The following is a 26,731-nucleotide window of genomic DNA, read 5'->3' on the forward strand; positions in this document are numbered from 1 at the left end:
CGACCGCTGCTGGGATACGCTGCTGCCGCACCATCTACAGCGTGTCGAAGACAGTCGGAAGACGAAGCAGCGAGGCCGGTTGGACCGGCCGGCCCGCGAAGCGTTTCTATGCGGTCGCGAGGCGATGGCGGAGCTTGCGATCCGTCCATCGCCGACGCGGCCGCTAGTCGTGGGAGGCAGGACCTGGTGAGGAGATCCTTCGGTCGGACCCGGCCGTCGCTCGCGGATGTCGAGGACACGCCGATGGCCCCGGCTGACACCGCTGACGCGGACGAGCCGGCGAGCCGTCGGGTTGGACACCGACGGCCGGCCCGGCGTCGCGCGGGAGCGCGCATGGGCGCCACGCTGGCGGCCGTAGGCCTGCTGGCGACCGCCTGCGACGTTCCCAACTTTGGATTCCCAGATGGTGTGACCAACCACACCCCGCGGATCCTGAACATGTGGCAGGGCTCGGTGATCGCAGCCCTGGCCGTCGGTGTGTTCGTATGGGCTCTGATCTTCTACGCGGTCATCGTGTTCCGGAAGCGCAGTGATGTCCTGCCGCGCCAGGTCCGGTACAACCTGCCCGTCGAGATCCTGTACACCGTCGTGCCAGTTGTGATCGTGGCGGGCCTCTTCTACTACACCGCCCGTGACGAGACCGAGATCACCAAGCTCTCGGACGACCCCGACGTCACGGTGAACGTGATCGGTTTCCGGTGGAACTGGCAGTTCCAGTACCTCGACACCGGCAAGACGCCGGGTACGAACCAGGTCGAGGTCACCGGCCGGCCCGGTGAGGCCCCGGTGCTGGTGCTGCCCGAGGGCCGGTCCGTCCGGTTCGTGCTCACGTCGCCGGACGTGATCCACTCGTTCTGGGTGCCCGAGTTCCTGTTCAAGCGGGACGTCGTCCCCGGGCGCGTCAACCAGTTCGAGCTCACCGCGACGAAGACCGGAACCTTTGTCGGTCGATGCGCCGAGCTGTGCGGTACCGACCATGACCGGATGACGTTCTACGTCAAGGTCGTGCCCGGTGCCGAGTACGACCGCTTCATCGAGGAACGGGAGACCGCCGCGATCAGCGCGGCACCGTCCTCCGGCGCCACCACCGGGAGTGTCCAGTGACCCTTCTGCACGAGTCGCCCGCCGGGCCGGCCGGGCACGCTCACGACTCGGCGGACCCGAACTACAAGCCGCCGATCTCGAACCTGCTCGGCTACCTGCGGACGACGTCCCACAAAGACATCGCGATCATGTACTTCCTGACGTCGTTCGCGTTCTTCGTCATCGCCGGCATTCTCGCGATCTTCATCCGGGCGGAGCTTGCCCGCCCGGGCCTGCAGTACTTCTCGAACGAGCAGTACAACCAGTACTTCACCATGCACGGCACGCTCATGCTGCTGATGTTCGCGACGCCGCTGGCGTTCGCGTTCGCCAACTACCTGGTGCCGCTGCAGATCGGCTCGCCGGACGTCGCGTTCCCGCGGCTGAACGCGCTGTCGTACTGGCTGTTCCTGTTCGGCAGCCTCACCGTCTTCGCCGGGTTCGCGACCCCCGGGGGCGCGGCGTCGTTCGGCTGGTTCGCGTACGCGCCGCTGAGCAACGCGCAGTACTCGCCCGGCGTCGGCTCCGACCTGTGGGTCCTCGGCCTGACGGTGCAGGGTCTCGGCACCATCCTCGGTGCCGTCAACTTCATCACCACCATCCTGTGCCTGCGCGCCCCGGGCATGACGATGTTCCGGATGCCGATCTTCTGCTGGAACCTGCTGGTCACCTCGATCCTGGTGCTGGTGGCGTTCCCGGTGCTGGCGGCCGCGCTGCTGGCACTGGCCGCGGATCGAAGGTTCGGGGCCCACATCTTCGACGCCGAGAACGGCGGCGCGATGCTGTGGCAGCACCTGTTCTGGTTCTTCGGGCATCCCGAGGTCTACATCATCGCGCTGCCGTTCTTCGGGATTATCAGTGAGATCATCCCGGTGTTCTCCCGCAAGCCGCTGTTCGGCTACAAGGGCCTGGTGTTCGCCACCATCGGCATCGGTGCCCTGTCCGTCGCGGTCTGGGCGCACCACATGTTCGTCACCGGCGCCGTGCTGCTGCCCTTCTTCGCCTTCCTGTCGTTCCTGATCGCGGTGCCGACCGGCATCAAGTTCTTCAACTGGATCGGCACGATGTGGCGTGGGCAGCTCAGCTTCGAGGCTCCGATGCTCTTCGCGGTCGGCTTCCTCGTGACGTTCCTGTTCGGTGGTCTCACCGGTGTGCTGCTGGCCAGCCCGCCGATCGACTTCCACGTGAGCGACAGCTACTTCGTGGTCGGGCACTTCCACTATGTCGTGGCCGGCCTCATGTTCGCCGCCTTCGCCGGCGTCTACTTCTGGTTCCCGAAGGTCACCGGCCGGATGATGAACGAGAAGCTGGCGAAGCTGCACTTCTGGTCGCTGTTCCTGGGCTTCAACGCGACCTTCCTGGTGTTCCACTGGCTGGGCACCGAGGGCATGCCGCGGCGGTTCGCCGACTACAGCCCGAATGACGGCTTCACCACGCTGAACACCGTCGCGACGGCCGGCTCGTTCCTGATGGGCCTCTCCACGTTGCCGCTGCTTTACAACCTGTGGTACTCCTACCGCAAGGGTCCGATCGCCGCGGCTGACGACCCGTGGGGGCACGCGAACTCGCTGGAGTGGGCCACCTCGTGCCCGCCGCCTCGGCACAACTTCCGGTCGCTGCCGCGTATCCGCTCCGAGCGCCCGGCCTTCGACGCGCACCACCCAGGTGTCGTCGGGCACGCCACACCGGAACTCGGGCAGGGAGCCGCGCGATGAAGGTAGAAGGCTTCATCTTCAACTTCTTCGGCATCTTCGCCGGGGCGGCCGCGCTGGTCTACTGGTTCTGGGCGAAGGACCCGACCGGGACCGCCGCACTCACCCTGTGCGCGGGTATGGGCCTGCTGATCGGCGGCTACCTGGTCTTCACCGGCCGCCGGATCGGCATGCGCCCGCAGGACCTGCCCGATGCGGAGATCGTTGACGGGGCGGGCGAGCTCGGGCACTTCACCCCGGGCAGCTACTACCCGTTCTTCCTCGCCGCGAGCGCGTCCGTGGCCGCAATGGGCCTGGCGTTCGGCATCTGGATGACCATCCTGGGCGCGGTGATGACCTTCGTCAGCGCCGTCTGCCTGGTCATGGAGAACTTCTGGCGCCCGCCGCTGCCTGAGGACTGATCCTTCTCCATCGTCGACCGCGCAGGGGCCGCGGTCCCGGGGTGACCATCCCGGGACCGCGGCCCCTGTCGTTTACCGCGGAAGATGCGAAACCGCGTCCACTCCGTGCAGGAGCGGAGGATCTTGGTTGTTCTGGAGCCCGCCGCAGAAATCCCGAGCTTCGGGCTTCCCCTGCCGCTGCCCCCGCTGTCACGGAGCAAGAAGGGAGGATTCTGGCTGCTGCAGCAACCGAAATCCTCCCTTCCTGCGGACCGCCAGGCGCTGCGGACCGCCAGGCGTTGCGGACGACCGTCAAGCGCTGCGGACCGTCAAGTGCCCCTACGCCCCGTTGCCGGGCGGCCCGGTCAGCCCCGGGCCCTGGCCGCCTGCTGGCTCGCCTCGGCCCAGCGGCGCAGGGTCTCGGCGGCGGCACCCGAGTCGATGGACTCGGCGGCGCGGCCGAGTTGGGCGGCGATCTGCTCGGTGATGGGCGCGTCGGTCGGGCCGGCCGCCGAGACCAGCGCCGCCGCCGCGGCGAGCAGGACGGCGTCGCGCACCGGCCCGGTCTCCCCGCCGAGGACGGTGTGTACCACCGCCGCGTTGTACGTCGCGTCGGCGCCGCGCAGGGCGGTCGCGTCCGGGGGAGTGATGCCGAGGTCGCGCGGGTCGAAACGGTCGCGGCGTACCTGCGACCGGACCCCGGCCCCGGCCCCGATCTCGGCCCCGATCTCGGCGCCACCGGCTCCGGTGGGTCCGCCGGGCTCCCCGGGCCGGCCGGAGCCGCCCGTGCCGGCTGCGGCCGGCGTGGGCGCGTTTACGACCCAGACGGTGGACGCGGTGGCGGTGGTCAGCTCGTCCAGTCCGTCGTCGCCGCGGAAGACGAGGCCCCGGGTGCCCCGGTCGGCCAGGACGTCCGCGACGATCGGGGCGAGGCGCGCGTCGGCGACGCCGATCGTCTGCGCGCCGGGCCGGCCCGGGTTCGCCAGCGGCCCGAGGATGTTGAACGCCGTCTGCACCCCCAGTTCCTTGCGGATGCTCCCCACGTGCCGCATCGCCGGGTGGAAGACCGGGGCGAAGCAGAACGCGATGCCCGCCGCGGCCAGGCAGGCCTCGACACCGGCTGGCGGCAGGTCGATCACCACACCGAGCTCGGCGAGGACGTCCGCCGAGCCGCTGGCCGAGGACGCGGCCCGGTTGCCGTGCTTGACGACGGTGACCCCGGCGCCGGCGGTGACGATTGCGGCCATGGTCGACAGGTTCACCGTGTTGGAGCGGTCCCCGCCGGTGCCGCAGGTGTCGACGGCCGCTGCCCGCAGCTCCTCGGCGAGGGGGAGCGGCTCGGCGATGCTCAGCATCGTGCGGACCAGCCCACCGATCTCCTGGGCGGTCTCACCCTTGGCCCGCAGCGCGATGATGAAGCCCGCGACCTGGGCCGGGGTGGCCAGCCCGGCCATGATCTGCTCCATCGCCCACCCGGTCTGGTCGGTGGTGAGCGGCTGGCCGGCGAGCAGCATGCTGATCAGGTCCGGCCAGTTCTCGCTGGCCGAGGTGCTCGTCATGACGACTTCCGTCTGTGGGTGAGCCATTTCCATCTCACGAGGCATGGTTGGGGATACCGCAGGTTCGAGCCGACGATGGAAATGGCTCGGTCACGATGCGTGCTGGGGCTAGTGCGCCCGGGTGTTGACCACCGGCCGACGCGAGACCGTGCCGGCGGCCCGGGCCCGCAGCAGCCGGACGACCTCGTCGGTGAGCGTGCCGGGGTCGACGGGGTGGCCCACGACCCCGTCCGCCTGCGACCAGGTCGCGAGCCAGCGGTCGTCGCGCCGGGCGACGAGCAGCAAGGTGGGCGGGCAGTCGGCGACCTCGTTCTTGAGCTGCCGGGACAGCCCCATGCCGCCGGACGGGGTCGCCTCGGCGTCGAGGATGCAGAGGTCGGCCTCGCCGTGGTCGACGGCGTCGATGAGCGTCTCGGCGTCCGCCACCTCGACGAACTCGATCTCGTCGAGGTCGGCTGCGGGGCGACGCCCGACCGCGGCCAGGACGCGCTCTCGGACGTCCGGCTTGCTCGCGTAGACGAGGACGGTGCTCATGGCGTCCACGGGCCTTTCTGGCGGGCGACCGCTGTGGCGGCGATCGGGAGGCGACTGCCGGTACCGGCACTGCGTGGGCACCGGTTGCCGGCGTCGGACCTCGGACATCACGCCGAGAGGCCCCGGCCGTGGTGTCACGGGTCTCACCATCCCGGTATCCGTCCCGAAGGCTATCTGTTCGTGGGCCCGCGGTCGCGCACCCCATCCGGCACCGGGGCCCGGGGGGCCGAACGGTACGGTCTTGGCCGTCCGGCGGACGTACTCGGCGGCGGGGGCGGATGGCCTGGAGTGGCCGGGCGATTCACCTCCGGTGAGGTTTGCCAGCAGGCCGCCCGAAGAGTGATACTGAGACTCGTTCTCAACGACCCTTTTCTCTCGCGGACTCGGACTCGCGGCACCCGTGACCGTGCACCCCGAGAGAGGGAAAAGGGTCGACAGTTTGTCCCAGCGCCTGCCCGGGCGGTCCTCTCCTCCGGGGCTGTGCGCGGGCGGGCGCCAACCGATGACGGGCGTGATCCATGCCGGAGCGAACCGAACTACGCCTCACCCCCCAGCGCGGTGCCGTGCTGGAGGTGCTGAAGGCCGCCGACGACCATCCCACGGCGGCCGAGGTCTACGAGCGCGTGCGGGTCGCTGCCCCTGGGATCGGCAGCGCCACGGTGTACCGCGCGCTCGCGTTGCTGGTGGCGACCGGGCACGCCCTTGAACTGAGCCTCGGGGACGGCACGGCCGCCAGGTACGACGCCAACACCAGCCGGCACGACCATGCCGTGTGCGAGCGGTGCGGTCGGGCCGCGGATATCGACCATCCCGTCCCGGACGGGATGGTGGCCGAGATCGCGCGCCGGTCCGGCTTCACGATCACCGGGTACGACCTGCAGTTCCGAGGGCTGTGCCCGGATTGTCAGACCACCGGCGCGGGCCAGGACCCGGGCCGGTGGGCGTAACAGAACACCCGAATCCTGTAACTGGAGGAGTTTCGCATGCCGAAGCTTGAAGGCACCAAGACCCACGAGAACCTCAAGGAGGCCTTCGCCGGCGAGAGCCAGGCCAACCGTCGTTACCTGTACTTCGCGCGCCGGGCCGACATCGAGGGCCTGACCGACGCCTCCGCTCTCTTCCGTGACACCGCCGAGGGCGAGACCGGCCACGCGTTCGGGCACATGGACTTCCTCGCCGAGGTCGGCGACCCGGCCACGGGTGAGCCGGTCGGCACCACCGCGAAGAACCTGGCGAGCGCCGTCGCCGGAGAGACCTACGAGTTCACCGCGATGTACCCGGGCTTCGCGAAGACCGCCCGCGAGGAGGGCTTCGAGGAGATCGCCGACTGGTTCGCCACTCTCGCGCGCGCCGAGAAGACCCACGCCGGCCGCTTCAAGAAGGCCCTCGACGCGGTGAACGCCGAGGAGACCGCGGACGCCTGATCGGCGCCCGCGCCTGCTGGCGCATCCGCTCGTCGCACGGAAGGGGGCGGGCGTCGGACGTCCGTGTCCGCCCCCGGCCGGCGGTGATCCGGTCCGCACGGTGGTTCCCTGTCCGGAGTCACACCGCCCAGGGCCACATGCCCACCCGCACACGCCCACCCGACGGGGCAGGAGGTAGCACGATGGCGTTCACCACCGCCGACATCACGACGGACCATCGGTCCTATGCGGCGTCACGCAACGAGGCCCGGGCCCGGATGATCCCGATCCGCAGCGAACGGCGGGTCCGCGTCGGCGACATCCTGCTGTTCGAGTTCGAGAACGCCCAGACCCTGCAGTACCAGGTGCAGGAGATGGTCTACACCGAGCGGCTCAGCGCGCCGGGCGAGGTCGCCCACGAGATCGACGTCTACTCGCGGCTGCTGCCCTCCAGCCATGTCCTCACCGCCACGATGTTCATCGAGCTCAACCAGCTCGACGCCGTGCGCGACGAGCTGCGCCGCCTGGACGGTGTCCAGCGCCGGATCTCGCTGGAGATCGGCGGCGTCACCGTGCCCGCGGTCGAGATCCCGGGCATCGACGAGGACCCGAACTCCCCGAGCGAGACGGTCTCGGTGCACATGTTCCGGTTCCCGCTCACGGACGAGACCAGGGACGCCTTCCGTGATCCCGAGGTCCCCGCCGAGCTCGTGGTCGACCACCCGGCCTACAACGACTCGACACCGATCACCGGCGCCACCCGCCGCAGCCTGATCGCGGACCTCGCGCTGCCCAGCAGCTGAGCTGGCGCTGCCGAGCCGCGGACCGGTCCGCTGACCGCTTCGCGGCCGGCCAGACCTTCGTGGCGGCGCCGGCCCGGTGGCCCGTTCATCCTGGCCCGGGCCGGGTATGCGAGTCAGGACAGACTCGTTCCCGGCCCGAGGGGAGCGGCTTCGTGACCGATGACCACGCCCGCCGCGACGATGACTTCAGCCAGCGCTTCAACCAGTACCTCAGCCAGCCCGGCACGCCCGGCCACGGCGTGACGACGCGGGCCGGTGAGGCGCTGCACCGGCTGGCCCGCGATGAGGACGACTCCGCCGCGCTGGGCGCCCTCGCCACCTCAGACGTCCTCGTGCCGGACCTCAGCGACCCCGGCCGGGACAACGGCGACGCCCGGGTGGTGAAGCTCCCGGTCGCCGAGCAGCCGGACGGCAGCCAGTTCGTGCCGACGTTCACCTCGGAGCAGCGGCTCACCGACGCCCTGCCCGGGGTCGGCCGGTACCGGCGGGTGCCACTTGCGGCCCTGCTGCGGATGTGGCCCTCCGAAGACCTCATGCTCGCCGTCGACCCGGGTGCGGACGAGGGGATCACGTTCCCCGCGGAGGGCATCCGGGCGCTCGTCGCACTCGCGGACTGAGCCGTCCGGGCCACCGTCGGCGCGCCGGGCCGCCACGGGTGAGGGACACAACAACTGGCGGGTCCCAAACCGGGCGCAAGGTGTGCGCGACACCTCATCACGTGCCAGAACCTGCGTATTAGCAGGCCTTTCGAGCGTGCTGCGCGCAGTTTTCGATCTTCGACGGGCGGCTTCGGCGCGTCATCGACGCCCTGTAGTCCTACCGATTGTCGAACCTACGGTGGCGCGTGCGGCGTCACATGCCAGAATGACCGTCGTGGCCTCAGCCCCTGTCCTCGAGAAGGCTCCTCCAGCGCACCCGGCGGCCAACCGTCCCTCGATGGTCTCGGTCGGCACAGTGGTGTGGCTGTCGTCGGAGCTGATGTTCTTCGCGGCGCTGTTCGCGATGTACTACACGATCCGCTCGGTCAACAGCGGCAACTGGCCGCCGGTCACCGGCGACCCGGCCGGGTCCGAGATCGGCCCTGTGCACCTGCACGTCCCGTATGCACTCTTCTTCACGGTGATCCTGGTCCTGTCCAGCGTCACCTGCCAGCTGGGAGTCTTCGCCGCCGAGCGCGGCGACGTCTTCGGGCTGCGCCGCTGGTACCTCATCTCCCTGCTGATGGGAATCGTCTTCGTCGGCGGGCAGGCCTGGGAGTACTTCAAGGAGAACGAGTTCACCCTGGCGTCGCACGGCTACGGGTCGGTGTACTACCTGACCACCGGGTTCCACGGGCTGCACGTGATCGGTGGGCTGGTCGCCTTCGTTCTGGTGCTGGCCAGGTCGACCTACGGGCGTTTCACGCCTGAGAAGGCGACGTCAGCCATCGTCGTGTCGTACTACTGGCACTTCGTCGACGTCGTCTGGATCGCCCTGTTCGCCACCATCTACCTCCTCCAGTGAGCGACATGACCACATCCAAGGCATCCGAATCCGCGGCGTCGTCGTCCGCGGGCGCGACCGGCAGACCCCGGCTCGTCTCGGCCAGGTTCGGTCGACGCTCCCGGTCCGCCTCCGCGCGCCGCCGTCGGCGGTCGTCGTCCATCGTCCTGCTCTTCGGCCTGCTGGCCACGGGGGTGCTGTGGACGGTGCTCGCTCCCGGTGGCAACGCGGCGGACACTGCGAGCGCGAACGAGGCCGTGCGCCAGGGCAAGCTCCTCTACTCGCAGGGCTGCGCGACCTGCCACGGCCTGAACGCCCAGGGTTCCACCGAGGGCCCGAGCCTGATCGGCGTGGGCGCGGCCGCGGTGGACTTCCAGGTGTCGACCGGGCGCATGCCGCTCGCCGCGCCCGCCGCGCAGGCCGACCGCAAGGACCCGCTCTACTCGCAGACGCAGATCGACCAGCTTGCGGCCTACATCCAGTCGCTCGGCGGTGGCCCTGAGAAGCCCAACCTGACGGATGAGGACCTCAACGACGCCGATCTCGCCGAGGGCGGTGAGCTGTTCCTGACGAACTGCGCGCAGTGCCACCAGGCCGCCGGCGCCGGTGCGCCGCTGACCTACGGCAAGTTCGCGCCGTCGCTCAGCCAGGCCACCCCCGACCAGGTCGTCGAGGCGATGCGGACCGGCCCGGAGTCCATGCCGGTGTTCGGGTCCGGTCAGATCACCGATGAGGAGGCCGTCGCGGTCGCCGCGTACGTCCGCCACCTCCAGGACTCGCCGGCTCCCGGCGGTTCGTCGCTCGGCAAGTACGGCCCCGTCCCCGAGGGCCTGGTCGCGATCGTGATCGGTCTGGGCGCGCTGCTCGGCGTCTGCCTCTGGATCGGCGCGAGGCAGAAGCTGTGAGCGCGAACCAGGGTCCGACCGGGCCGGAGTCCGGTGCCGACGCCGGCGGCGAGCTGCCACCAGACTCGCCGCAGCGTCGTATGCACTACGCCGGCTATCAGGGAGAGTCGGCCGACAAATCAGACCAGGACTCGATGAGCAGCGTTTTCAAGCGGACGAAGCACCCGGTCGACACGTCCGGGCGTCCCAAGGACCCCGCCGACCCCCGAGCCGGTGGCCCGGACGTCCCCTCCGGGGGACATGACGGCCCCGAGGTGCTCGGCACACCCCCGCACCCGACCGACTCCTCCAGTGCCCCGGAGACGTCGGTCGTGCGATCCGGCGGTACCGCCACCGCGACGGTGCAGGGCGAGGGCGGTGGCGGCGGCGGGGGTATCACTCCCCGCGCGCCGCACTCCGCGGAGTACGACCGGCGTGCCTCGCGGCGCGCCGAGCGGCTCATCGCCTTCTGGTTCACCATCTCGATCGTCGGCACCGTCGGTTTCATCGTCACCAACTTCGTCGGTGACAAGCACGAGCAGTACTACACGCCCGCCATGGGCACGGCGCTCGGGCTCGCGATCGGCGGCCTCGGGGTCGGCATGATCCTGTGGGCCAAGCGCCTCATGCCGCACGAGCACGCGGTCCAGGAGCGGCACGAGTTCACCTCCTCGCAGGAGGAGATCGCCCTCACCGAGGAGGAGGTCGCCCTCGGCTTCGCCGACTCCGGCCTCGCCAAGTACCCGCTGCTGCGGCGCAGCCTGCTGGCGGCCGGGACGATCCTCGGTGGTCTGGTCGTCGTGCCGCTGCTGAACCTGACCAACAGCAAGCCCGGCAAGAAGCTCGACCACACCCACTGGGTCAAGGGCGCCCGTCTGGTCAACCTGCAGGGTCGCTACGTCAAGATCGGTGACATCGCGATCGGCGGTATCGAGACGGTGCTCCCGGCCATCCCGGTGAAGGAGGCCGACGGCAGCATCTCCTACGAGCCCAAGCTGGACGTCCACACCAAGGCGGACAGCACCACGATCCTCATCCGCCTCGAGCCCGGCGTGAACAAGCCGCGCCCGGGCCGCGAGGACTGGGCCGTGGACGGGCACGTCGCCTACTCGAAGATCTGCACCCACGCCGGGTGCCCCGTCAGCCTCTACGAACAGCAGACCCACCACCTGCTGTGCCCCTGCCACCAGTCGGTGTTCAACGTGCCGGACGGGTGCCGGGCGATCTTCGGGCCGGCGAGCCGCTCGCTGCCGCAGCTCGCCATCGCGGTGGATGACGAGGGCTACTTCATCGCCCGCAACGGCGACTACACCGAGCCCGTCGGCGCCGCGTTCTGGGAGCGCTCATGACCACCGCATCCGCACCCACGCCGAAGTTCCAGAAGCGGCCCACGCCGGCACGCGCGGTCAACCGGGCCATCGACGAGCGGTTCGGGACCCAGAGCGCGATCCGCCGGAACTTCAACAAGGTGTTCCCGGACCACTGGTCCTTCCTCATCGGTGAGATCGCGCTCTACAGCTTCGTCGTCCTGCTGCTCACCGGTATCTACCTGACCCTCTTCTTCGACCCGTCGAACGTCGAGGTCATCTACAACGGCTCGTACGTCCCGCTCAAGGGCGTCGAGATGAGCCGGGCGTACGCGTCGACGCTGGACATCAGCTTCGACACCCGCGCCGGGCTGGTGTTCCGCCAGATCCACCACTGGGCGGCGCTGGTCTTCGTCGCGTCGATCATCGCGCACATGATGCGGGTGTTCTTCACCGGCGCCTACCGCAAGCCGCGTGAGGTCAACTGGCTGATCGGCATCGGCCTGCTGGCCCTGGCGCTGGTCGAGGGCTTCGCCGGCTACTCGCTGCCGGACGACCTGCTCTCCGGCACCGGTCTGCGGATCGCGGCGTCGATCGCCCAGTCCATCCCGGTCATCGGGACCTGGGCGTCGTTCCTGGTGTTCAACGGGGAGTTCCCGGGTGAGAACTTCATCCCGCGGCTCTACGTGGTGCACATCCTGCTCGTGCCCGGCATTCTGCTCGCGCTGATCGGCGCGCACATGGGCATCCTGTGGCACCAGAAGCACACCGACTTCCCCGGCCCGGGCAAGACCGAGCACAACGTGGTCGGTCACCGGGTCTTCCCGGTCTTCGCGGTGAAGTCCGGTGGCTTCTTCATGCTGACCTTCGCGGTGCTCGCGCTGCTCGGCGGTCTCGCCCAGATCAACCCGATCTGGACGTTCGGGCCGTACGACCCGGCCAAGGTCAGCTCGGCGTCCCAGCCCGACTGGTACATCGGCTTCCTGGACGGATCGACCCGGCTCATGCCGCCGTGGGAGTTCCGCGGGCTCGGGCACACGATTCCGGCGGTCCTGTGGCCGACGGCGGTGCTGCCCGGCATCCTGTTCACGCTGGCGGCGCTCTGGCCGTTCCTGGAGACGAAGTTCACCGGGGACAAGGAGTCGCACAACCTGCTGCAGCGCCCGCGGGAGGCTCCGACCCGCACCGCGATCGGTGCGATGAGCCTCAGCTTCTACCTGGTGCTGTGGATCTCCGGTGGTAACGACATCATCGCCCACACGTTCAGCATCTCGCTGAACACGATGACGTGGGCGGGCCGGATCGGGCTCATCGTGGTCCCGCCGATCGCCTATGTCGTCACCAAGAAGCTGTGCATCTCGCTGAACGAGCGGGATCACGAGATCGACCACCACGGCATCGAGACCGGCATCATCCGCCAGCTCGCCAACGGCGAGTTCGTGGAGGACCACCGGCCGAAGCCGCCGCCGGTCTCGGACTACCCGCAGGTTCCGACGGACCGGATCCCGGTGGCGATCGGGGCCGGCGAGGGCGAGCACGGCAAGGGCCTGGTGCGCCGCGCCGGCGCGGCCGTCGGTGGCTTCTTCACCGAGGAGTCCGAGAAGCCGGCGGCTCCGGGCACGGGTTCCCACGGGGGCGGTGGCCAGACCAAGCACTGACCGCCGCGTATCGCGGAGCTCCGCGCACCGTTCGCGCGCGGAGCTCCGGCGCCTGGAGGAGCCGAAGACCCGCCGAGGCCTGCGAAGGGCCGCCCCACGTCGCTGACGAGGGGCGGCCCTTCGTCATGTCGGGGGCCTGCTTCCGCCTGGGCACCGCCGTGGTCATTGGTCAGGTCGCGTACCGCAGCGCGGCGCGGATCGCCCCCTGCGCCGGCCAGCTCCATTCCCCCTCCAGCCGGACCAGACGGACGCCCGGCGCGGCGAGCCAGCGCCCGATCCGCTCGGTCTCCTCCACCAGGGCACACGGCGTCGGCCCGGGCACGGGGCGAACGGTCTCCGCGGTCGAGACGACCGCGTCGACCCAGGGCCTCGGGTCCACACCACGTGCCACCGTCGCCGCGGAGACGAGCCTGCCGTGGCGGATCACCGAGAGATCCCACCCGGCCTCGGCGGTCGGCGCCGCGGCGACCATCTCCGGGATGCCGGTGAGCGCGGCGAGGCGCTGCCGGCGCGCGGCGGTGCGCAGATAGCCCGCGAGGCGGTCGCGGACCTCGGCGGCCTGCTCATACCGCTGCTCGGCCGCCAGCCGCGCGATGTGCGCCTCCAGCGCCTCCTGGACGGCTCCCGGATCACCGCTCATCGCCTCCCGGGCGGCGCCCACCACCTCGGCGTACTCCGCGACGCCCTGCCGGCCGTCGCAGGGCGCCCCGCACCGGCCCAGCTCGGCCAGCGCGCAGGCGGCCGTCGGCCGGCTCGGTGACAGCCGGGTCGAGCACTGGCGCAGCGGCACCGCCGCCAGCAGGGCGATCTCGGCCTCCTGGGCGGCCTGGGTGCTGCCGAAAGGGCCCAGGTAGGTCACACCGTCGCCGACGGAGCGCACCCGGGACAGCCGGGGGAACGGCTCCTCGGTGAGGCGCAGGTAGACCGCCCGCTCCGGATGGCGGGACCGGCGGTTGAACGGCGGCTTGTGCTCGGCGATCAGCCGGAGCTCGCGCACCTCTGCCTCCAGCGCGTGCGCGCACCCGATCGCGTCCACCCGCTCGGCGAGCGCGACCATCTGGGCCATCCGGCTGCGCGGCTCACTGGCGGTGAAATAGGTCCGCACCCTGGAGCGCACCGACCGGGACGTACCGACGTAGAGTGGGCGGTCGGTACCGTCGCGGAACACGTAGACGCCGGGGCCGGTCGTCAGGTCGTCGGCGAGGTGGCGCTTGCGCCGCTGGGCGGGGGAGACCCGCGCGCTGTACTCCCGCACGTCCTCCAGCGTCGTGACGCCGAGATTGCCCAGCCGCTCGAACAGCCCGTGCAGGACGGCGACGGTGGCCCGGGCGTCGGCCAGGGCCCGGTGGTTCGGCTCGGTCGGGCTGCCGAACAGCGTGGCCAGCGATGCCAGCCGGCAGTTCGGGGCCTCATCCCGGGTCACCACCCGGCGGGCGATGAGCACCGTGTCGAGGTGCTCCCAGGCCGGGACGGGATAGCCGCACGCCTGCGCCGCCGCGCGCAGGAAGCCGAGGTCGAACGCGGCGTTGTGGGCGACGAGCACCGCCCCGCGGGAGAACTCCAGGAAGGTGGGCACGACCTCGTCGAGGGTCGGCGCGGTGGCCAGCATGCTGTCGGTGATCCCGGTGAGCACCGACACCACCGCGGGGATCGGCGTGGACGCCCGGACCAGGGACGACATCTCGCCCAGGACCTGCCCGCCGCGGACCTTCACCGCGCCGATCTCGGTGATCTCGGATGTCGCCGGGGAACCACCGGTGGTCTCCAGGTCGACGACGACGAAGGTCAGGTCGGACAGCGGGCGGCCGAGCTCAGCGAGACTCGCCTGGCGCGGAGCTGCACCGGAACGGGCGGGAACAGGGCACACGGGCACACCCTAGGCGGCGGGTACGACAGCTCCCGCCAGGGCCCGTCCCGGGCATCGGGTCGGGCCTCGGGTCGGGCCTCGGGGGAGGGGGCGGCCCCGGCCTCAGGAGAACGGGCGGGCGAACGCCGTGGGCCCGGCGTTCATCACGCGGAACTCGTTGCCCTCCGGATCGCGCAGCACGTAGCCGGTCTCGCCGTGCGACTCGTATCGGGACAGCTTGCGGGCCCCCAGCGTGGCCAGCCAGCCGACGACCCGCTCGGCGTCGGCGGCGAACAGCTCCAGATGCAGGCGGTTGGGGTCCTCGTCCTGCGCTGTGCCGTGCTCGTCGCGCCGGCCACCGCGGCGCCCCGGCCAGCGCACGGACCGTTGCCTGGCCCGCTGCCGGAGCAGGAGCTTGGGCCCGGCTCCCGCGGGGTGGTGCAGCAGGGCGGCGTCGCGTGCCTGCTCCGACACCTCGTAGCCCAGGGCCGCGGACCAGAAACGGACCATAGTGCCCACATCGCTACAGTCGACACTGATTCGACCGACCTTGATGCCGTTCGTCTCAAACCTGGCCACCTGAAGCATCATTCCGCATGGCCGGGCGAGTTGGTGCACCGGTGGGGATCCGGCGTGTCCTACTCGTGAGTACAGTGTGCGCATTCTCCGTTTTGTTACAAAAGTGCAATTCGATAGCTGTTGTCGTGTCGCGACGAGCGTGCGGTGGCGGCGATCTCGGTAGGGTCCCGCTATGGCCAGTGTCTTCACCCGGATCATCAACGGCGAGCTGCCCGGTCGCATCGTCTACTCGGACGAGGTCTCGGTCGCCTTCCTCTCGATCGCACCGGTCCGCCCCGGTCACACGCTCGTGGTGCCCCGGCTGGAGATCGACCACTGGATCGACCTGCCCGACGAGGTGGTGCGGTCAGTGTGGTCCGCCGCGGCCACGATCGGGCGGGCGATGGACGCGGCCTTCAAGCCGCGCCGGGTGGCCGCGATCCTCGCGGGCCTGGAGGTTCCGCACACCCACGTGCACCTGATCCCGATCGAGTCGGAGGCGCAGCTGAGCTTCGCGCTCGCCGACCGGGACCCCGACCCGGCCGTGATGGACGACGCGGCCGAGCGGCTGCGCGCGGCGCTCGTGGCGCAGGGCCACAGCCAGTCCTGATCATCCGCCAGTTCGGAAGCGCTGCGGCTCGGGGGCGGTCCACCAAGCCTCCTTGGGTGTTCGGTGTGTCGTGCTGAACCGGCGGTGGAGTCCGGGTGGGAGGCGGTCGTCCTGGCTGGCAGTCCCGGTGGCCTGGTTTGGCGAGTCGCAAGAGTGAAGGATTTTGGTCGTTCCAACGACCAAAATCCTCACTTCCTGCGGGTTGCCAGGCGAACTCTCGCCCGTTTCGTCCCTCTCGAGATGAAGAAACGGCTGGCTCGGCAGCAGCCCCAGCCCCAGCCTCAGCAGCCGAGTCGGCGCACCGGCGGTGGAGCCGGTGCGCCGACGGTCAGGTTCAGGGTCAGAGCTGGAACTTCGCGGGCTGTACCGCGAACAGCGGCTCCCAGTTGAGCGTGAAGTGGCCGAGGGGCGCGTCGATGAGCACGAACCCGGTGACCTTCTGGCCGGCCTTGACGTTGCTGGTGTAGAGCTTGGGCACGAGCGAGCTGAACTCACCGTCGTACCGGCTGCCATCCGTGGTCTGGATGTAGAAGTCGTCGGGAGCGGCCGAGATGTCGCCCGCGCTGACCTCCACGGTCACGTTCAGGACGTAGAAGGCTCCCTGGACCGGCGGGTCGCCGTACTCCTCGACCCTCGCCGTCGAGGTGCAGACCGAGTTCAGCGTGGCCTTGGCGTCGAAGGTGCTGTACGAGGACGTGCCCTTGCCGGTGACCGACGACGAGCCACCCAGCCCGGCCACGCCCGCGGGCGGGTTGGCGGGGGTGAGCGGCGTGCAGCCTCCGGGCGCCGACGGCTGCGGCGCGGCGGCACCGCCCGCGGGCGGTGCGGTGCCCGGCGCGGCTCCACCGCCGGGAACCGCGGCACCGCTCGCCCCGAGGCTGGGTAGCGTGACCGTGGCGGGAGTGGACGCCGCGACGGTCTGGTCGGAGTCATCGTCGCCGCCCTTGGCGGCGAACGCGATGACCAGGCCCAGAACGACCGCGGCGACAACCGCCAGCGGAACGATGATCACTGCGGGGTTGCGCCGCCGCGGAGCCGGCGTGGGCCCTGCGGGCTGGGGCCACTGTCCCGGCTGCTCCTGGAACTGCCCGGGCCCGGGCTGCGCCGACGGCGGGCCCTGCGGCGGGTAGCCCTGGTAGTTGGCCTGCGCGTACTGGTCGGGCGCGCCGGAGAAGCCGGCCGGTGGGTACTGGCCGGGCTGACCCTGGTAGTCGGCCGGTGGGTACTGGCCGGGGTAGCCGCCGGGCTGCGGCCAGCCGCCGGCCGGAACACCCTGCTGCCCCTGCCCGGCGGGCTGCTGCCAGCCGGTGGCGGGCGGTGCCTGCTGGCCCCAGGGGGTGTCAGAGCTCTGCGGTGGCCACTGCTGCTGTGGCTGCGACTGCCCGGCACCCGGCCACGAGCTTTCCGGGGTCGGACCGGCGGGCGGCGGCGCCCCCCAGGCGCCGGCGGGCGGCGGCGACGGCCAGCCGCCCTCCTGACCGGGAGCCGGGGTGCCACCTCCCCACTGCGGCACCGGCGCGGGCGGAGGTGTCGCACCGGCGTTGGCCGCCGGGCCTCCAGCGCCTGCCGGCTGTTGCCACGAGGTGCTGGGAGCCCGCTGGGTCTCCTGGTTGTCCAGGCCGGGAGCAGGCTGGCCGGGTGGGTTCTGGTCGGTCACACAGGTCCTCTCGACGGCCGCCGTCGCGCGTCCAACGAGGCGGAGCACAAATAACCACGGCGAGGTTACATAAGACGTATATCGACGCGGACAATGGCCCTCTTTTCCGCCCTTAGCGGTCTTGGTGAAGCTGTTGCTGCTCCGGTCGGGACGCGGAGGGACCGCGCTCGGCGCACTCTGGACGCACAATGCCGCCCGTTTTCTGGTCGGACTCGTCGCTGTTTGCGTCTGGCGCGTTGCGTTCACGGCCGGCCTCATTGCTGATCGCCGCGCACTGTTGTTCCTGGACGCCGTTCGGTGAGGGGTGTCGTTCGGTACGTGTTCCCGCGGCGCGGGTGGACGTCGATCCGGGTGGGCAGGCAGGTCAGGGTGGGTGGGGAGGTCGGGGAGGGCCGGCAGGTCAGGGTGGACGGGCAGGCGGTGGGCGGGCGGGCGAGGGTGGACCTGCAGGGAACGAGGGGGGACCGGCTGCGCCCGAGTAGGTCACGGCCGGGGAAACGCGGAGATACCGGCAGTGGCCGGGCGACCTCAGGCGTCGGGGAGGCGTGGGTGCACCGACCGATACTCTGGACCGTCGCTGTCGTCGTTCGTTCCGGAGTCCCCGTGCCCGTGGAATCGCCTCGCGCGTCAGACCGGCTGCGGGTGGTCGGCGTCCCGACCCGTGGCGTGTCTGAGCCGGGGGGCCGGCGGGGATTCGTGCTGGTTTCTTCTTCGGCTGGACAGGTCGGACAATCCAGGCGAGCCGGAGCTGTCGGATGAACGACACACTGCCGGCGGATGTGCGAGCGCAGGTCGTCGCCTACGCCGCCGACACGCTGGCCGACCTCGCGGAGTCGGTCGTCCCGCCCAGCCTGCTCGCCGTGCGCCGCTTCAAGCCGTCACGACGGGCCCGTCTCGGTGCCGTGCCGCTGGCCTCCGCGATGGAGAACGACGCCCATTTCCGGGGCCGGGTGGCGGACTGGGTGCGTCGGACGAACCCGGACCTCGTCGCCGCTGTGACCGCCCCGGACGGTCCGCCGCCGGCCGCGCCGCCCGCTCAGGTGGCGGCCATCGCCTACATCCTGCGGACCGCGGAGTGGGCGGTGCTCGTCGAGGAGGCGGCCCGATCCTCGGCGCAGGAGGTCACCTCGGCGCGGATCGACGCGGCGGCGCAGGAGATCCGCCGCCTCGAGGAACAGATCGAGGCCGTCCGGCGGCTGGCGCGCGCCGAGCAGGAGCAGCTGCGGGGCCAGCTCGAGCAGGCCCGGGCGGACGTGGAGGAGGGCCGTCGCCGGCTGCGGGCCTCCGCCGATCGGGTGCGGCGGGCCGAGGTGACGGCGCGGGAGATCAGCCTGGCCGCGGAGGCGGCACGGGACGCCGCGTTGCAGACCGCCCGCGAGGCCGAGGCCGAGGCGAGGCGGCTGCGGGCGAAGGTCGCTGATCTGGAGGCCGCGGCCTCCGCGACCCGCCGCGACAACCGGGAGTCGCGCAGCATGGACGAGGCACGGTTGCGGGTGCTGCTCGACACACTGATGGCCGCGGCGAACGGTGTCCGGCGGGAGCTGTCGTTGCCGACGACCGTCGCGCGGCCGGCCGACCTGCTCGTGCGCTCCGAGGGCGGGCGGGCCTTCGATCCGTTCTCCGGCGTCGGCGGGCGGGGGCGCACCGAGGACGACCCGACCATCATCGACGACGTCCTCGCGATTCCAGGCCTGCATCTGATCATCGACGGGTACAACGTCACCAAGCGCGGCTACGGCAGCCTGACGTTGCAGGCGCAGCGGGCGCGGCTGCTGGCCGGTCTCGGGGCGCTCGCGGGCCGGTCGCCGGACACGGAGGTGACGGTCGTCTTCGACGCGACGGCTGTCCTCGCCCGCCCGGTCGGCGTGGCCATGCCGCGCGGCGTGCGGGTTGTGTTCAGCCAGGCCGGCGAGCTCGCCGACGACGAGATCCGGCGTCTCGTGCGGGCTGAGCCGCAGGGCCGCCCGGTCGCGGTCGTGACGTCCGATCGCGAGGTAGCGGACAACTGCGCGGCCGTGGGGGCGCGCACGGTCTCCTCGGACGCCCTGCTCTCCCGCCTGGACCGCTGACGCCGCCGACAAGCGCCGCCGGAAACCGCCGCCGGAAACCGTCGCGGAAAACTGTCGTACCCCCGCTCTAGCGTGACACCTGTCGAACTGGTGTCCGATTTCGGCGTGGCCGCGAGGCCGGTGCGGGCTGGCCGGTGCGCGGCCGGCGCCGTGAGGGCGAGAGGTGAGCGCGATGCTGATCGACTGCGACACGTGCACAGCGCAGAAGGCCGCCTGCGAGGGCTGTGTGATGACCTTTCTGCTGGCCACGCCGAGCGGAGCGCCGGAGTGGGATGACGACGAGCGCCGGGCGCTGGCGGTGCTGGCCGCCGGCGGCCTGATTCGCATGCCGCGCGGCTTCGAGGCGGCCTGATCCGTTCCGGGCGTGTCACCCCGCGGTCGTCCGGTTTCTGGCTGATGTCCGCGGCGGTGTGCCGGGCAGGTCAACAGTCCGAACGGCAGCGATCCGTGTGCGGATGGATGCCTGGTGTCGTCGGGCTGGGTGAAGTTCGGACGCCGGACGAGAACTAGCGCGTCCCACGCGGCCCCTGGCACGGGTGATGCGGGAGCATGACCGCGTGCGGGTGCTCACGGTGACCAACGATTTTCCGCCGCGTCCGGGCGGAATCCAGGCGTATGTGCACAACTTCGCCTCGCGCCTTCCATCGGACGAGGTCGTCGTGTACGCACCGGCCTGGCGCGGAGCCGCCGAGTTCGACGCGGCGGCGCCCTTCCCCGTCATCCGGCATCCGACGTCCCTGATGTTGCCCACACCGGATGTGCTGCGCCGGGCCCGGGAGATCGCCCGGGCCGAGAAGTGCGACACCCTGTGGTTCGGTGCGGCCGCGCCGCTCGGCCTGCTGGGCTCCCGGCTGCGTCGCGAGATCGACGCCCGGCGGGTCGTCGCGAGCACCCACGGCCACGAGGTGGGCTGGGCGGCGTTGCCCGGGCCGCGGCAGTTACTGCGGCGGATCGGGTCGACCACCGACGTCGTCACCTATCTCACCGACTACACCCGGGCGCGCCTCGCGCCGGCCCTCGGTGCGCGCCCTGACCTGGCCAGGCTGCCCAGCGGGGTTGATCCCGCGCTGTTCCGCCCGGGTGAGGGCCGGGACGAGATCCGCCGCCGTTACCAGCTCGACGGTCGTCCGGTGGTCGTGTGCGTGAGCCGGCTGGTGCCTCGCAAGGGTCAGGACATGCTGATCAGGGCGCTGCCGGCGTTGCGTCGGCGGGTCCCGGGCACCGCGCTGCTGCTTGTCGGTGGCGGGCCGTACCGGCAGGAGCTCGCCCGGCTCATCCGTGAGAACGACGTGGTGGACCATGTGGTGCTGACCGGTTCGGTGCCCTGGGAGGAGCTGCCGGCCCACTACGCGGCCGGCGACGTGTTCGCGATGCCGTGCCGCAACCGGCGGGCCGGGCTGGAGGTCGAGGGGCTGGGCATCGTCTACCTGGAGGCGTCGGCGACGGGCCTGCCGGTCGTCGCCGGGCGCAGCGGGGGTGCCCCCGACGCGGTCCTCGACCAGCGCACCGGAGTCGTCGTCGACGGCCAGGACCTGCGCGGGCTGGTCCGCGCGGTCGGTGATCTCCTGGCCGACCCGGACCGGGCCCGGTCGATGGGCACGGCGGGGCGCGCGTGGGTCGAGTTGCGCTGGCGATGGGACGTCCTGGCGAGCCAGCTGCGTGAGCTGCTGCTCGCCTGAACAGGTGTTTCCGCCCGGCCGAGCCCACCGCCCGGTCGGGCTGGCCGTCGGCCCGGGCGGTCGGGCAGTCGGTTGTGCGGCGTCAGGTGGTGACGCGGGGGGTCGCGTAGATGGCTTCCACCGTGTCCGCGAAACGCTCCATCACCACGTTGCGCTTCACCTTGAGGCTGGGGGTCAGCTCGCCGCTGGCGATGGTGAAGTCGTACGGGAGGATCACGAACTTCTTGATCGCCTCGGCGTGGGAGACCGTGGCGTTCGCGGCGTCCACGGCCTGCTGGATCTCGGCCACCAGCGTGGGGTCGTTCGCGAGGTCGCTGGGGGTGGCGGTCGCCGGGCGCCCGTTGGCCTTGAGCCAGGTGGCGAACGCCTCGGGGTCCAGGGTGATGAGGGCGGCGATGAACGGCCGCTGGTCGCCGACGAGCACCGCCTGCCCGACCAGCGGGTGCTGGCCGATCCGCTGCTCCAGCGGCGCCGGGGCGACGTTCTTGCCACCGGCGGTCACCAGGATCTCCTTCTTCCGGCCGGTGATCCGCAGATGCCCCGTCTCGTCGAGCGAGCCGAGGTCACCGGTGCGCAGGAAGCCGTCGGAGTCCAGGGCCTCCTTGCCGGCGGTCTCGTTGTTGCGGTAGCCGCTGAGCACCAGGTCGCCGCGCAGCAGCACCTCGCCGTCGTCGGCGATGCGGACCGTGACCCCGGGCAGCGGGAGGCCCACGGTGCCGATCTTCAGCGACTCCGGCCGGTTCACCGTGGCCGCGGCGGTGGACTCGGTCAGGCCGTAGCCCTCCAGGATGAGGAAGCCGATGCCGCGGAAGAAGTGGCACAGGTGGACGTTCAGCGGAGCCCCGCCGCTGATCCCGTGGGTGATGTTGCCGCCCAGCGCGGCCCGCAGCTTGCTGTAGACGAGCCGGCTGAACACCGCGTGCTTCAGCCGCAGCGGCAGGCCCGGGCCGCCCTGGTCGAGGGCGCGGCTGTAGGCGACCGCGGTGGCCTCGGCCGCGTCGAAGATGCGGCCCTTTCCGTCGGCGTGCGCCTTCGCCCGGGCTCCGGCGTACACCTTCTCGAAGACTCTCGGCACCGCGAGGATGAAGGTCGGCTGGACCTTGGCGAGGTCGGCCAGCAGCGTGTTGGTGTCCGGTGTGTAGGCGATGCAGCGGGCGTTGTTGATGATCGTGCACTGCATGGTGCGGGCGAGCACGTGCGCCAACGGCAGGAACATCAGCGTCGACGCGTCCTCGGTGAAGTGGTTCGGCATCGCCTCCGCGCTGGCCAGGGCGTTGAACAGCAGCGCGCGGTGCGACAGCTCGCAGCCCTTGGGCCGGCCGGTGGTGCCCGAGGTGTAGATGATCGTGGCGATGCTGTCCGCCGTGATGTCGGAGCGCGCCGCCGCGAGCTCCTCGGCGCCGACCCCGGTGCCCGCCCCGGCCTCGCCCAGGGTGTCGAGCGCGCCCTGGTCGAGGACCAGGACCTCCCGCAGGGCGGGCAGCCGGTCGCGGACCTCGGCCACCAGTGCCGCGTGCTCGTCGGACTCGACCACGGCGAGCACGGTCCCCGAGTCGGACATGATCCATTCGATCTGCGCCGCGCTCGAGGTCTCGTAGATCGGCACGGTGATGCCACCCGCCGCCCACACCGCGTAGTCGAGGACCGTCCACTCGTACCGGGTGCGGCTCATGATCGCGAAGCGGTCGCCGGGCTGCAGGCCGCGGGCGACGAGCCCGGCGGCGGTGCGTACGACCAGATCGCGGAACTCGCTCGCGGTCATGTCGACGTAGGCGTCGTTGACCTTGTGCCTGACGATGACCTTGTTCGGGACGCGCTGCGCGTTGGTGAAGATCGCGTCGCTCAGCGTCAGGTCGTCCGCCACGGTGACCTGGGCGGGGGAGGCGTACTCGCGCACGGGAGCTCCTCAGGATGACGGGGCCGTCCGGTGGGGGTGTCGGAGGCCGGTGGTCAAGCCCGTGGTCGGGCCGGGGCAGGTGTGCTGGGCAGGTGCGACGGGGCCGGCGACGGGGCGGGGCCGCTGGTGGGGAAGTTGAGGGGTGGCTGTCATCTTTGTGACGACAGCGGGTCAAGTGACGTTAGCCTGTGAGTCGCGCCACGGCGAGCAGCCTCAATTCCCTGGTTGCGATTTCCCGGTTGCACCGAGCGGCCCGGTTCGGGCGCCGACGTCACGTCGCGCCACGGGCTGACGGTTGGTGCGGGAAAGTGTCCCTGACCTAAGCTCTCTGAGGTGCGGGTGCATGTGGTGAGCGACGTCCACGGGCGGTCGGACGCGATCCCGGGCGCCGCCGTGGGCGCGGACGCCTTCATCTGCCTGGGCGATCTGATCCTGTTCATCGACTACCGGGATCACAGCCGCGGGATCATGGGCGACCTCTTCGGCGCCGAGGCGGTGCGCCGGATGATCGAGCTGCGGACCGAGCAGCGGTTCGACGAGGCGCGGGAATGGTCCCGCAAACTGTGGGCGAGTGTCGACGGCAACCGGTCGGCCGTCGTGGAAGCCGCCATCCGGCGCCAGTACGCGGCAATGTTCGCCGCCTTCCCGACGCCGACCTACCTCACCTACGGCAACGTGGACCTGCCGGAGCTCTACCCCGACTTCCTGCGCGACGGGGTGACCCTGCTGGACGGCCAGACCGTCGAGATCGGCGGCCTGACCTTCGGTTTCGTCGGTGGCGGCCTGCGGACGCCGATGAACACCCCGTTCGAGATCGACGACGACGCCTACGCCGCGAAGGTGGCCGCCGTGGGGGCGGTGGACGTCCTGTGCTGCCACATCCCGCCGCATGTCCCCGAACTGGTCTACGACACCGTCGCCGAGCGTTTCGAGCGTGGCAGCAAGGCCGTGCTGGAGGCGATCCACGCGACGCGGCCGCGGTATGTGCTGTTCGGGCACGTGCACCAGCCGCTGGTCGCGGAGCTGGAAATCGGTACCACCCGCTGTGTGAACGTGGGCCACTTCAACGCGCGGGGCACGCCGTACGTCCTCGAGTGGTAGGCCGACCGGCGAGCCGCCGGGATTCCGGTAGCCTCAACGATCGATCGGGCATTCGTCCTGTGCCCTGCGGCGCGGGTCAGTAGTCACCGCCGGTCACAGCGTGCGGCCTCGCGACCGGCCCGCTGTCTCCGCCGGGGCGATGAGATGTGGAGGTGCGGACGGCTTATGGCGGATCACGCGCAGTCGTCGATCGTCATCGATGCCCGGCCGGCTGTCGTCATGGGGGCCATCGCGGACATCGCCGCCTACCCGACCTGGGTGGGGCAGATCGAGGAGGCCGAGATCCTCGCGGTGGGGCCGGAAGGCCGTCCGCAGCAGGCCCGGTTCCGGATCAACGCGGTCGTGGTGAAGGACGAGTTCGTCAACGAGTACGTCTGGAAGGGCGACGAGCAGGTCAGCTGGAGCCTCGTCTCCGGCCAGACGATGTCCGCCCAGGACGGCGGCTACACCCTGCGTGATCTCGGCGACGGTCGCACCGAGGTGACCTACGAGCTCACGGTGGAGCTGAAGGTCAAGATCCCCGGCATTCTGCGGCGCAAGGTCCAGACCGGCATCGTCGACGCGGCGCTGAAGGACCTGAAGAAGCACGTCGAGAAGCTCGCGGAGAGCTGACCACCGGTGCGGTGTGTGCTCCTTACGGGCAAGGGCGGGGGCGGGACCACGACGGTCGCCGCGGCGACCGCCACCCTCGCGGCCCAGCGCGGCTATCGGACTCTCGTCGTCTCCGTGGACCCGGCCGCCGGCCTCGCCGGTGTCCTGGACCATCCGCTGGGGCCGGCCGAGGTCGAGCTCGAATCCGGGCTGTTCGCCCTCCAGACCGATCTGCGGCACGCGTTCGCCGAGCGGTGGCCGCGGGTCCGCGCGCTGATCGCCGCCGGGCTGCCCGACTCCGGCCCCGACCTCGACCCGCTTGAGGTCGAGGAGCTCCTGCGGCTGCCCGGTGCCCTGGAGGCGCTGACGCTGCTGGAGCTGCGCGACCGGATCAGGGCCGACCGCTATGACGTCGTCGTCGTCGACGCGGGACCGGCGAGTGCCGCCCTGCGGCTGCTCGCCAGCCCGGAGACGCTCGCCTGGGGCTGCCGGCGGCTGGGCCCGCCCGACGGGGCGCTCGCCCGCTGGATGCGACCGGGGCTGCCGCTGCCCGTGCCACTGTCGGGCCGGTTCGTCGGGCGCCTCGCCGCCATGGCCGGGCCCGCCTACGAGGCTGTCTCCGGGTTGGCGGCGCTCGCGCACGAGATGCGCGCCCTGCTCGCGGACCCGGCGGTGACCAGCGTGCGGCTCGTGCTGACTCCCGAGACGTCCGCGCTCGCGCAGACCCGTCGCACCCTGGGCGGGCTGTCCCTGCATGGCATCGGGGTGGACGCGGTGATCGTGAACCGGGTGATCGGCCAGGACGGTGGCGACGCGTGGCGCGCGGGATGGGCGGCGGCGCACCGCGACCAGCTCGCCGAGATCGCGGAGCTGGTCGCCCCGCTGCCGGTGCTGGCCGCGGCCTACCGGGCCGGTGAGCCGCTCGGGCTTGAGGAGCTGGCGGCGTTCGGCGCCGCGGCCTACGACGGGCGGGACCCGGCCGCTGTGCTCGGCACGCACCGCGGTGAGGACGGTGCCACCCCACGGGTGGAACGCACCGAGTCCGGCTACGAGATGTCGTTCGAGCTGCCGTTCGTCCACCGGTCGGAGGTGGATCTCGCCCGCGTCGGGGACGATCTCGTCGTCAGCGTCGGAGCGGATCGCCGGCATGTCTCGCTGCCGGCCGCGCTGCGCCGGTGCGACGTCCTCGGCGCTCATCTCGCCGAGGACAGGCTGACGGTGTCGTTCGTGCCCGACCCGGCACAGTGGGTCCGCGCGTGAGCGAGTCGACGCTGCGCGGCCCCGCGGGCGCGGGTGCTCGCCCGGGTTCGGGTGGATCAGCGGGCGAACCCGCGGGTGAGCGGCCCGGTGGCGGTCCGGGCGAGGGAACCGCGCGAGAGGTTGTCGGCTCGCTCGCGCAGGAGGCCGCCCTGTTGGCGGCGGCGGTCCAGAAATGGATGGCCGCGGACCGCGATCCGCGTGCGCAGGACGGACCCCGCGCACAGGACGGACCCCGCTCGTCGGAGGACGTCTCCGAGGTTGCCGCCGAAGCCGACCAAGGCGCGGAGACCGACCAAGCTGCGGAGGACGGCCCGGGCGCGGAGCCCGGCCTGGATGCCGAGGCGGCGGGCTCGGGCGCGAAAGCGGGTGCGGACGCCGGATCGGGCCCGGCGCAGCAGGGCCACGACTGGCCGTGTTGTGTGTGCCCGGTCTGTCGGCTCCTGGCCGGTCTGCGCGGCGAGCACGCCGAGGTCGTCGAGGTCGCCGGCCACCTGCTCTCCGCCGCGACGTCGCTCGGTGCCGCCGTCCGCGCGGCCTGGGGGGCCTGGAATGCTGATCACCGTGACGAACCGGCCGAGAGCCGGACGACAGCGACATCCCAGCCAACATCCCAGGGGTCGGCCCGACCCCGCGTGCAGAAGATAAATGTGAGGTGAGC

The 26,731-nt window shown here is 71.2% G+C and carries 25 protein-coding genes; 19 read left to right on the top strand and 6 right to left on the bottom strand.

Annotation, left to right across the window (positions count from 1 at the left end; translation table 11 throughout):
* Positions 1 to 243 precede the first annotated feature (243 nt).
* The 3 genes from coxB to ACG83_RS14145 are packed head-to-tail and all read left to right on the top strand — an operon-like array spanning position 244 to position 3,196.
* Positions 244 to 1,104: a cytochrome c oxidase subunit II gene (gene coxB / locus ACG83_RS14135; protein ID WP_050796092.1), complete on the top strand. Its 861-nt coding sequence runs from the start codon at positions 244 to 246 to the stop codon at positions 1,102 to 1,104.
* Positions 1,101 to 2,798 (top strand): cytochrome c oxidase subunit I, encoded by a 1,698-nt coding sequence (gene ctaD / locus ACG83_RS14140; RefSeq protein ID WP_054566696.1) that lies wholly within the window; start codon positions 1,101 to 1,103, stop codon positions 2,796 to 2,798. The genes coxB and ctaD overlap by 4 nt, the downstream gene beginning before the upstream one ends.
* Positions 2,795 to 3,196 carry a cytochrome c oxidase subunit 4 gene (locus ACG83_RS14145; RefSeq protein ID WP_054566697.1) on the top strand — a complete coding sequence of 134 codons (402 nt, stop codon included), beginning with the start codon at positions 2,795 to 2,797 and terminating at the stop codon, positions 3,194 to 3,196. The genes ctaD and ACG83_RS14145 overlap by 4 nt, the downstream gene beginning before the upstream one ends.
* 344 nt (positions 3,197 to 3,540) lie before the next feature.
* On the opposite strand, the gene trpD is transcribed toward ACG83_RS14145, so the two are convergent.
* A complete protein-coding gene (trpD, locus tag ACG83_RS14150; RefSeq protein ID WP_054566698.1) occupies positions 3,541 to 4,734 on the bottom strand; it encodes an anthranilate phosphoribosyltransferase in 1,194 nt (397 codons plus the stop codon).
* 108 nt (positions 4,735 to 4,842) lie between these two features.
* A complete protein-coding gene (locus tag ACG83_RS14155) occupies positions 4,843 to 5,268 on the bottom strand; it encodes a hypothetical protein (RefSeq protein ID WP_054567222.1) in 426 nt (141 codons plus the stop codon).
* 518 nt (positions 5,269 to 5,786) lie between these two features.
* On the opposite strand from ACG83_RS14155, the gene ACG83_RS14160 reads away from it, so the two are divergent.
* From ACG83_RS14160 to ACG83_RS14195, 8 genes are all read left to right on the top strand, one after another.
* A complete protein-coding gene (locus ACG83_RS14160) occupies positions 5,787 to 6,215 on the top strand; it encodes a Fur family transcriptional regulator (RefSeq protein ID WP_006543965.1) in 429 nt (142 codons plus the stop codon).
* 36 nt (positions 6,216 to 6,251) lie between these two features.
* Positions 6,252 to 6,692 (top strand): rubrerythrin family protein, encoded by a 441-nt coding sequence (locus tag ACG83_RS14165; RefSeq protein WP_054566699.1) that lies wholly within the window; start codon positions 6,252 to 6,254, stop codon positions 6,690 to 6,692.
* A 182-nt stretch (positions 6,693 to 6,874) separates the two neighbouring features.
* The gene (locus ACG83_RS14170) at positions 6,875 to 7,474 is read left to right on the top strand and encodes a DUF3501 family protein (RefSeq protein WP_054566700.1); all 600 of its coding nucleotides are present in this window, start codon (positions 6,875 to 6,877) and stop codon (positions 7,472 to 7,474) included.
* Between the two features lie 152 nt (positions 7,475 to 7,626).
* Complete coding sequence (locus ACG83_RS14175; protein ID WP_235497894.1) at positions 7,627 to 8,091, top strand: SseB family protein; 465 nt, start codon at positions 7,627 to 7,629, stop codon at positions 8,089 to 8,091.
* A gap of 247 nt (positions 8,092 to 8,338) precedes the next feature.
* Positions 8,339 to 8,977, top strand: coding sequence for a heme-copper oxidase subunit III (locus ACG83_RS14180; RefSeq protein WP_006543969.1), 639 nt, complete (start codon positions 8,339 to 8,341; stop codon positions 8,975 to 8,977).
* A 5-nt stretch (positions 8,978 to 8,982) separates the two neighbouring features.
* Positions 8,983 to 9,861, top strand: a complete 879-nt coding sequence (locus ACG83_RS14185) for a c-type cytochrome (RefSeq protein ID WP_076825285.1) — start codon at positions 8,983 to 8,985, stop codon at positions 9,859 to 9,861.
* On the top strand, positions 9,858 to 11,189 hold the full coding sequence (locus ACG83_RS14190; RefSeq protein WP_054566701.1) for a ubiquinol-cytochrome c reductase iron-sulfur subunit: 1,332 nt from the start codon (positions 9,858 to 9,860) through the stop codon (positions 11,187 to 11,189). The genes ACG83_RS14185 and ACG83_RS14190 overlap by 4 nt, the downstream gene beginning before the upstream one ends.
* Positions 11,186 to 12,805 carry a ubiquinol-cytochrome c reductase cytochrome b subunit gene (locus ACG83_RS14195; protein WP_054566702.1) on the top strand — a complete coding sequence of 540 codons (1,620 nt, stop codon included), beginning with the start codon at positions 11,186 to 11,188 and terminating at the stop codon, positions 12,803 to 12,805. Before ACG83_RS14190 ends, ACG83_RS14195 begins: the two co-directional genes overlap by 4 nt.
* A 169-nt stretch (positions 12,806 to 12,974) precedes the next feature.
* On the opposite strand, the gene ACG83_RS14200 is transcribed toward ACG83_RS14195, so the two are convergent.
* Entirely contained in the window at positions 12,975 to 14,672 is a 1,698-nt protein-coding gene (locus ACG83_RS14200; protein WP_054566703.1) for a DEDD exonuclease domain-containing protein, read from the bottom strand.
* Between the two features lie 102 nt (positions 14,673 to 14,774).
* Positions 14,775 to 15,242, bottom strand: coding sequence for a VOC family protein (locus tag ACG83_RS14205; RefSeq protein WP_054566704.1), 468 nt, complete (start codon positions 15,240 to 15,242; stop codon positions 14,775 to 14,777).
* A gap of 160 nt (positions 15,243 to 15,402) precedes the next feature.
* Here ACG83_RS14205 and ACG83_RS14210 point away from each other — a divergent pair, with 160 nt between their 5' ends.
* Positions 15,403 to 15,819 carry an HIT family protein gene (locus ACG83_RS14210; RefSeq protein ID WP_054566705.1) on the top strand — a complete coding sequence of 139 codons (417 nt, stop codon included), beginning with the start codon at positions 15,403 to 15,405 and terminating at the stop codon, positions 15,817 to 15,819.
* Positions 15,820 to 16,159: 340 nt separating this feature from the next.
* On the opposite strand, the gene ACG83_RS14215 is transcribed toward ACG83_RS14210, so the two are convergent.
* Entirely contained in the window at positions 16,160 to 17,476 is a 1,317-nt protein-coding gene (locus tag ACG83_RS14215; protein WP_054566706.1) for a DUF4352 domain-containing protein, read from the bottom strand.
* A gap of 755 nt (positions 17,477 to 18,231) precedes the next feature.
* Between ACG83_RS14215 and ACG83_RS14220 the strand changes: the two genes are divergently transcribed.
* The 3 genes from ACG83_RS14220 to ACG83_RS14230 all read left to right on the top strand — a co-directional run bounded on the left by ACG83_RS14220 (position 18,232) and on the right by ACG83_RS14230 (position 21,224).
* Positions 18,232 to 19,545 carry an NYN domain-containing protein gene (locus ACG83_RS14220; RefSeq protein ID WP_054566707.1) on the top strand — a complete coding sequence of 438 codons (1,314 nt, stop codon included), beginning with the start codon at positions 18,232 to 18,234 and terminating at the stop codon, positions 19,543 to 19,545.
* Between the two features lie 172 nt (positions 19,546 to 19,717).
* Positions 19,718 to 19,897, top strand: a complete 180-nt coding sequence (locus ACG83_RS14225; protein WP_054566708.1) for a hypothetical protein — start codon at positions 19,718 to 19,720, stop codon at positions 19,895 to 19,897.
* A gap of 205 nt (positions 19,898 to 20,102) precedes the next feature.
* Positions 20,103 to 21,224 carry a glycosyltransferase family 4 protein gene (locus ACG83_RS14230; protein ID WP_054567225.1) on the top strand — a complete coding sequence of 374 codons (1,122 nt, stop codon included), beginning with the start codon at positions 20,103 to 20,105 and terminating at the stop codon, positions 21,222 to 21,224.
* An 82-nt stretch (positions 21,225 to 21,306) separates the two neighbouring features.
* Here the strand turns inward: ACG83_RS14230 and ACG83_RS14235 are convergent, their stop codons facing one another.
* Positions 21,307 to 23,121, bottom strand: coding sequence for a long-chain fatty acid--CoA ligase (locus ACG83_RS14235; protein ID WP_054566709.1), 1,815 nt, complete (start codon positions 23,119 to 23,121; stop codon positions 21,307 to 21,309).
* A gap of 333 nt (positions 23,122 to 23,454) precedes the next feature.
* On the opposite strand from ACG83_RS14235, the gene ACG83_RS14240 reads away from it, so the two are divergent.
* From ACG83_RS14240 to ACG83_RS42325, 4 genes are all read left to right on the top strand, one after another.
* The gene (locus ACG83_RS14240) at positions 23,455 to 24,222 is read left to right on the top strand and encodes a metallophosphoesterase (protein WP_035956038.1); all 768 of its coding nucleotides are present in this window, start codon (positions 23,455 to 23,457) and stop codon (positions 24,220 to 24,222) included.
* Positions 24,223 to 24,387: 165 nt separating this feature from the next.
* Positions 24,388 to 24,834: an SRPBCC family protein gene (locus ACG83_RS14245; protein ID WP_054566710.1), complete on the top strand. Its 447-nt coding sequence runs from the start codon at positions 24,388 to 24,390 to the stop codon at positions 24,832 to 24,834.
* Between the two features lie 6 nt (positions 24,835 to 24,840).
* Positions 24,841 to 26,073: an ArsA family ATPase gene (locus ACG83_RS14250; protein ID WP_277872692.1), complete on the top strand. Its 1,233-nt coding sequence runs from the start codon at positions 24,841 to 24,843 to the stop codon at positions 26,071 to 26,073.
* A complete protein-coding gene (locus tag ACG83_RS42325; RefSeq protein ID WP_152991381.1) occupies positions 26,070 to 26,729 on the top strand; it encodes a hypothetical protein in 660 nt (219 codons plus the stop codon). The genes ACG83_RS14250 and ACG83_RS42325 overlap by 4 nt, the downstream gene beginning before the upstream one ends.
* The last annotated feature ends 2 nt before the right edge of the window (positions 26,730 to 26,731 follow it).

Origin of the sequence: Frankia sp. R43, assembly GCF_001306465.1 — a bacterium.
In the GTDB taxonomy this organism is placed as follows: domain Bacteria; phylum Actinomycetota; class Actinomycetes; order Frankiales; family Frankiaceae; genus Parafrankia; species Parafrankia irregularis.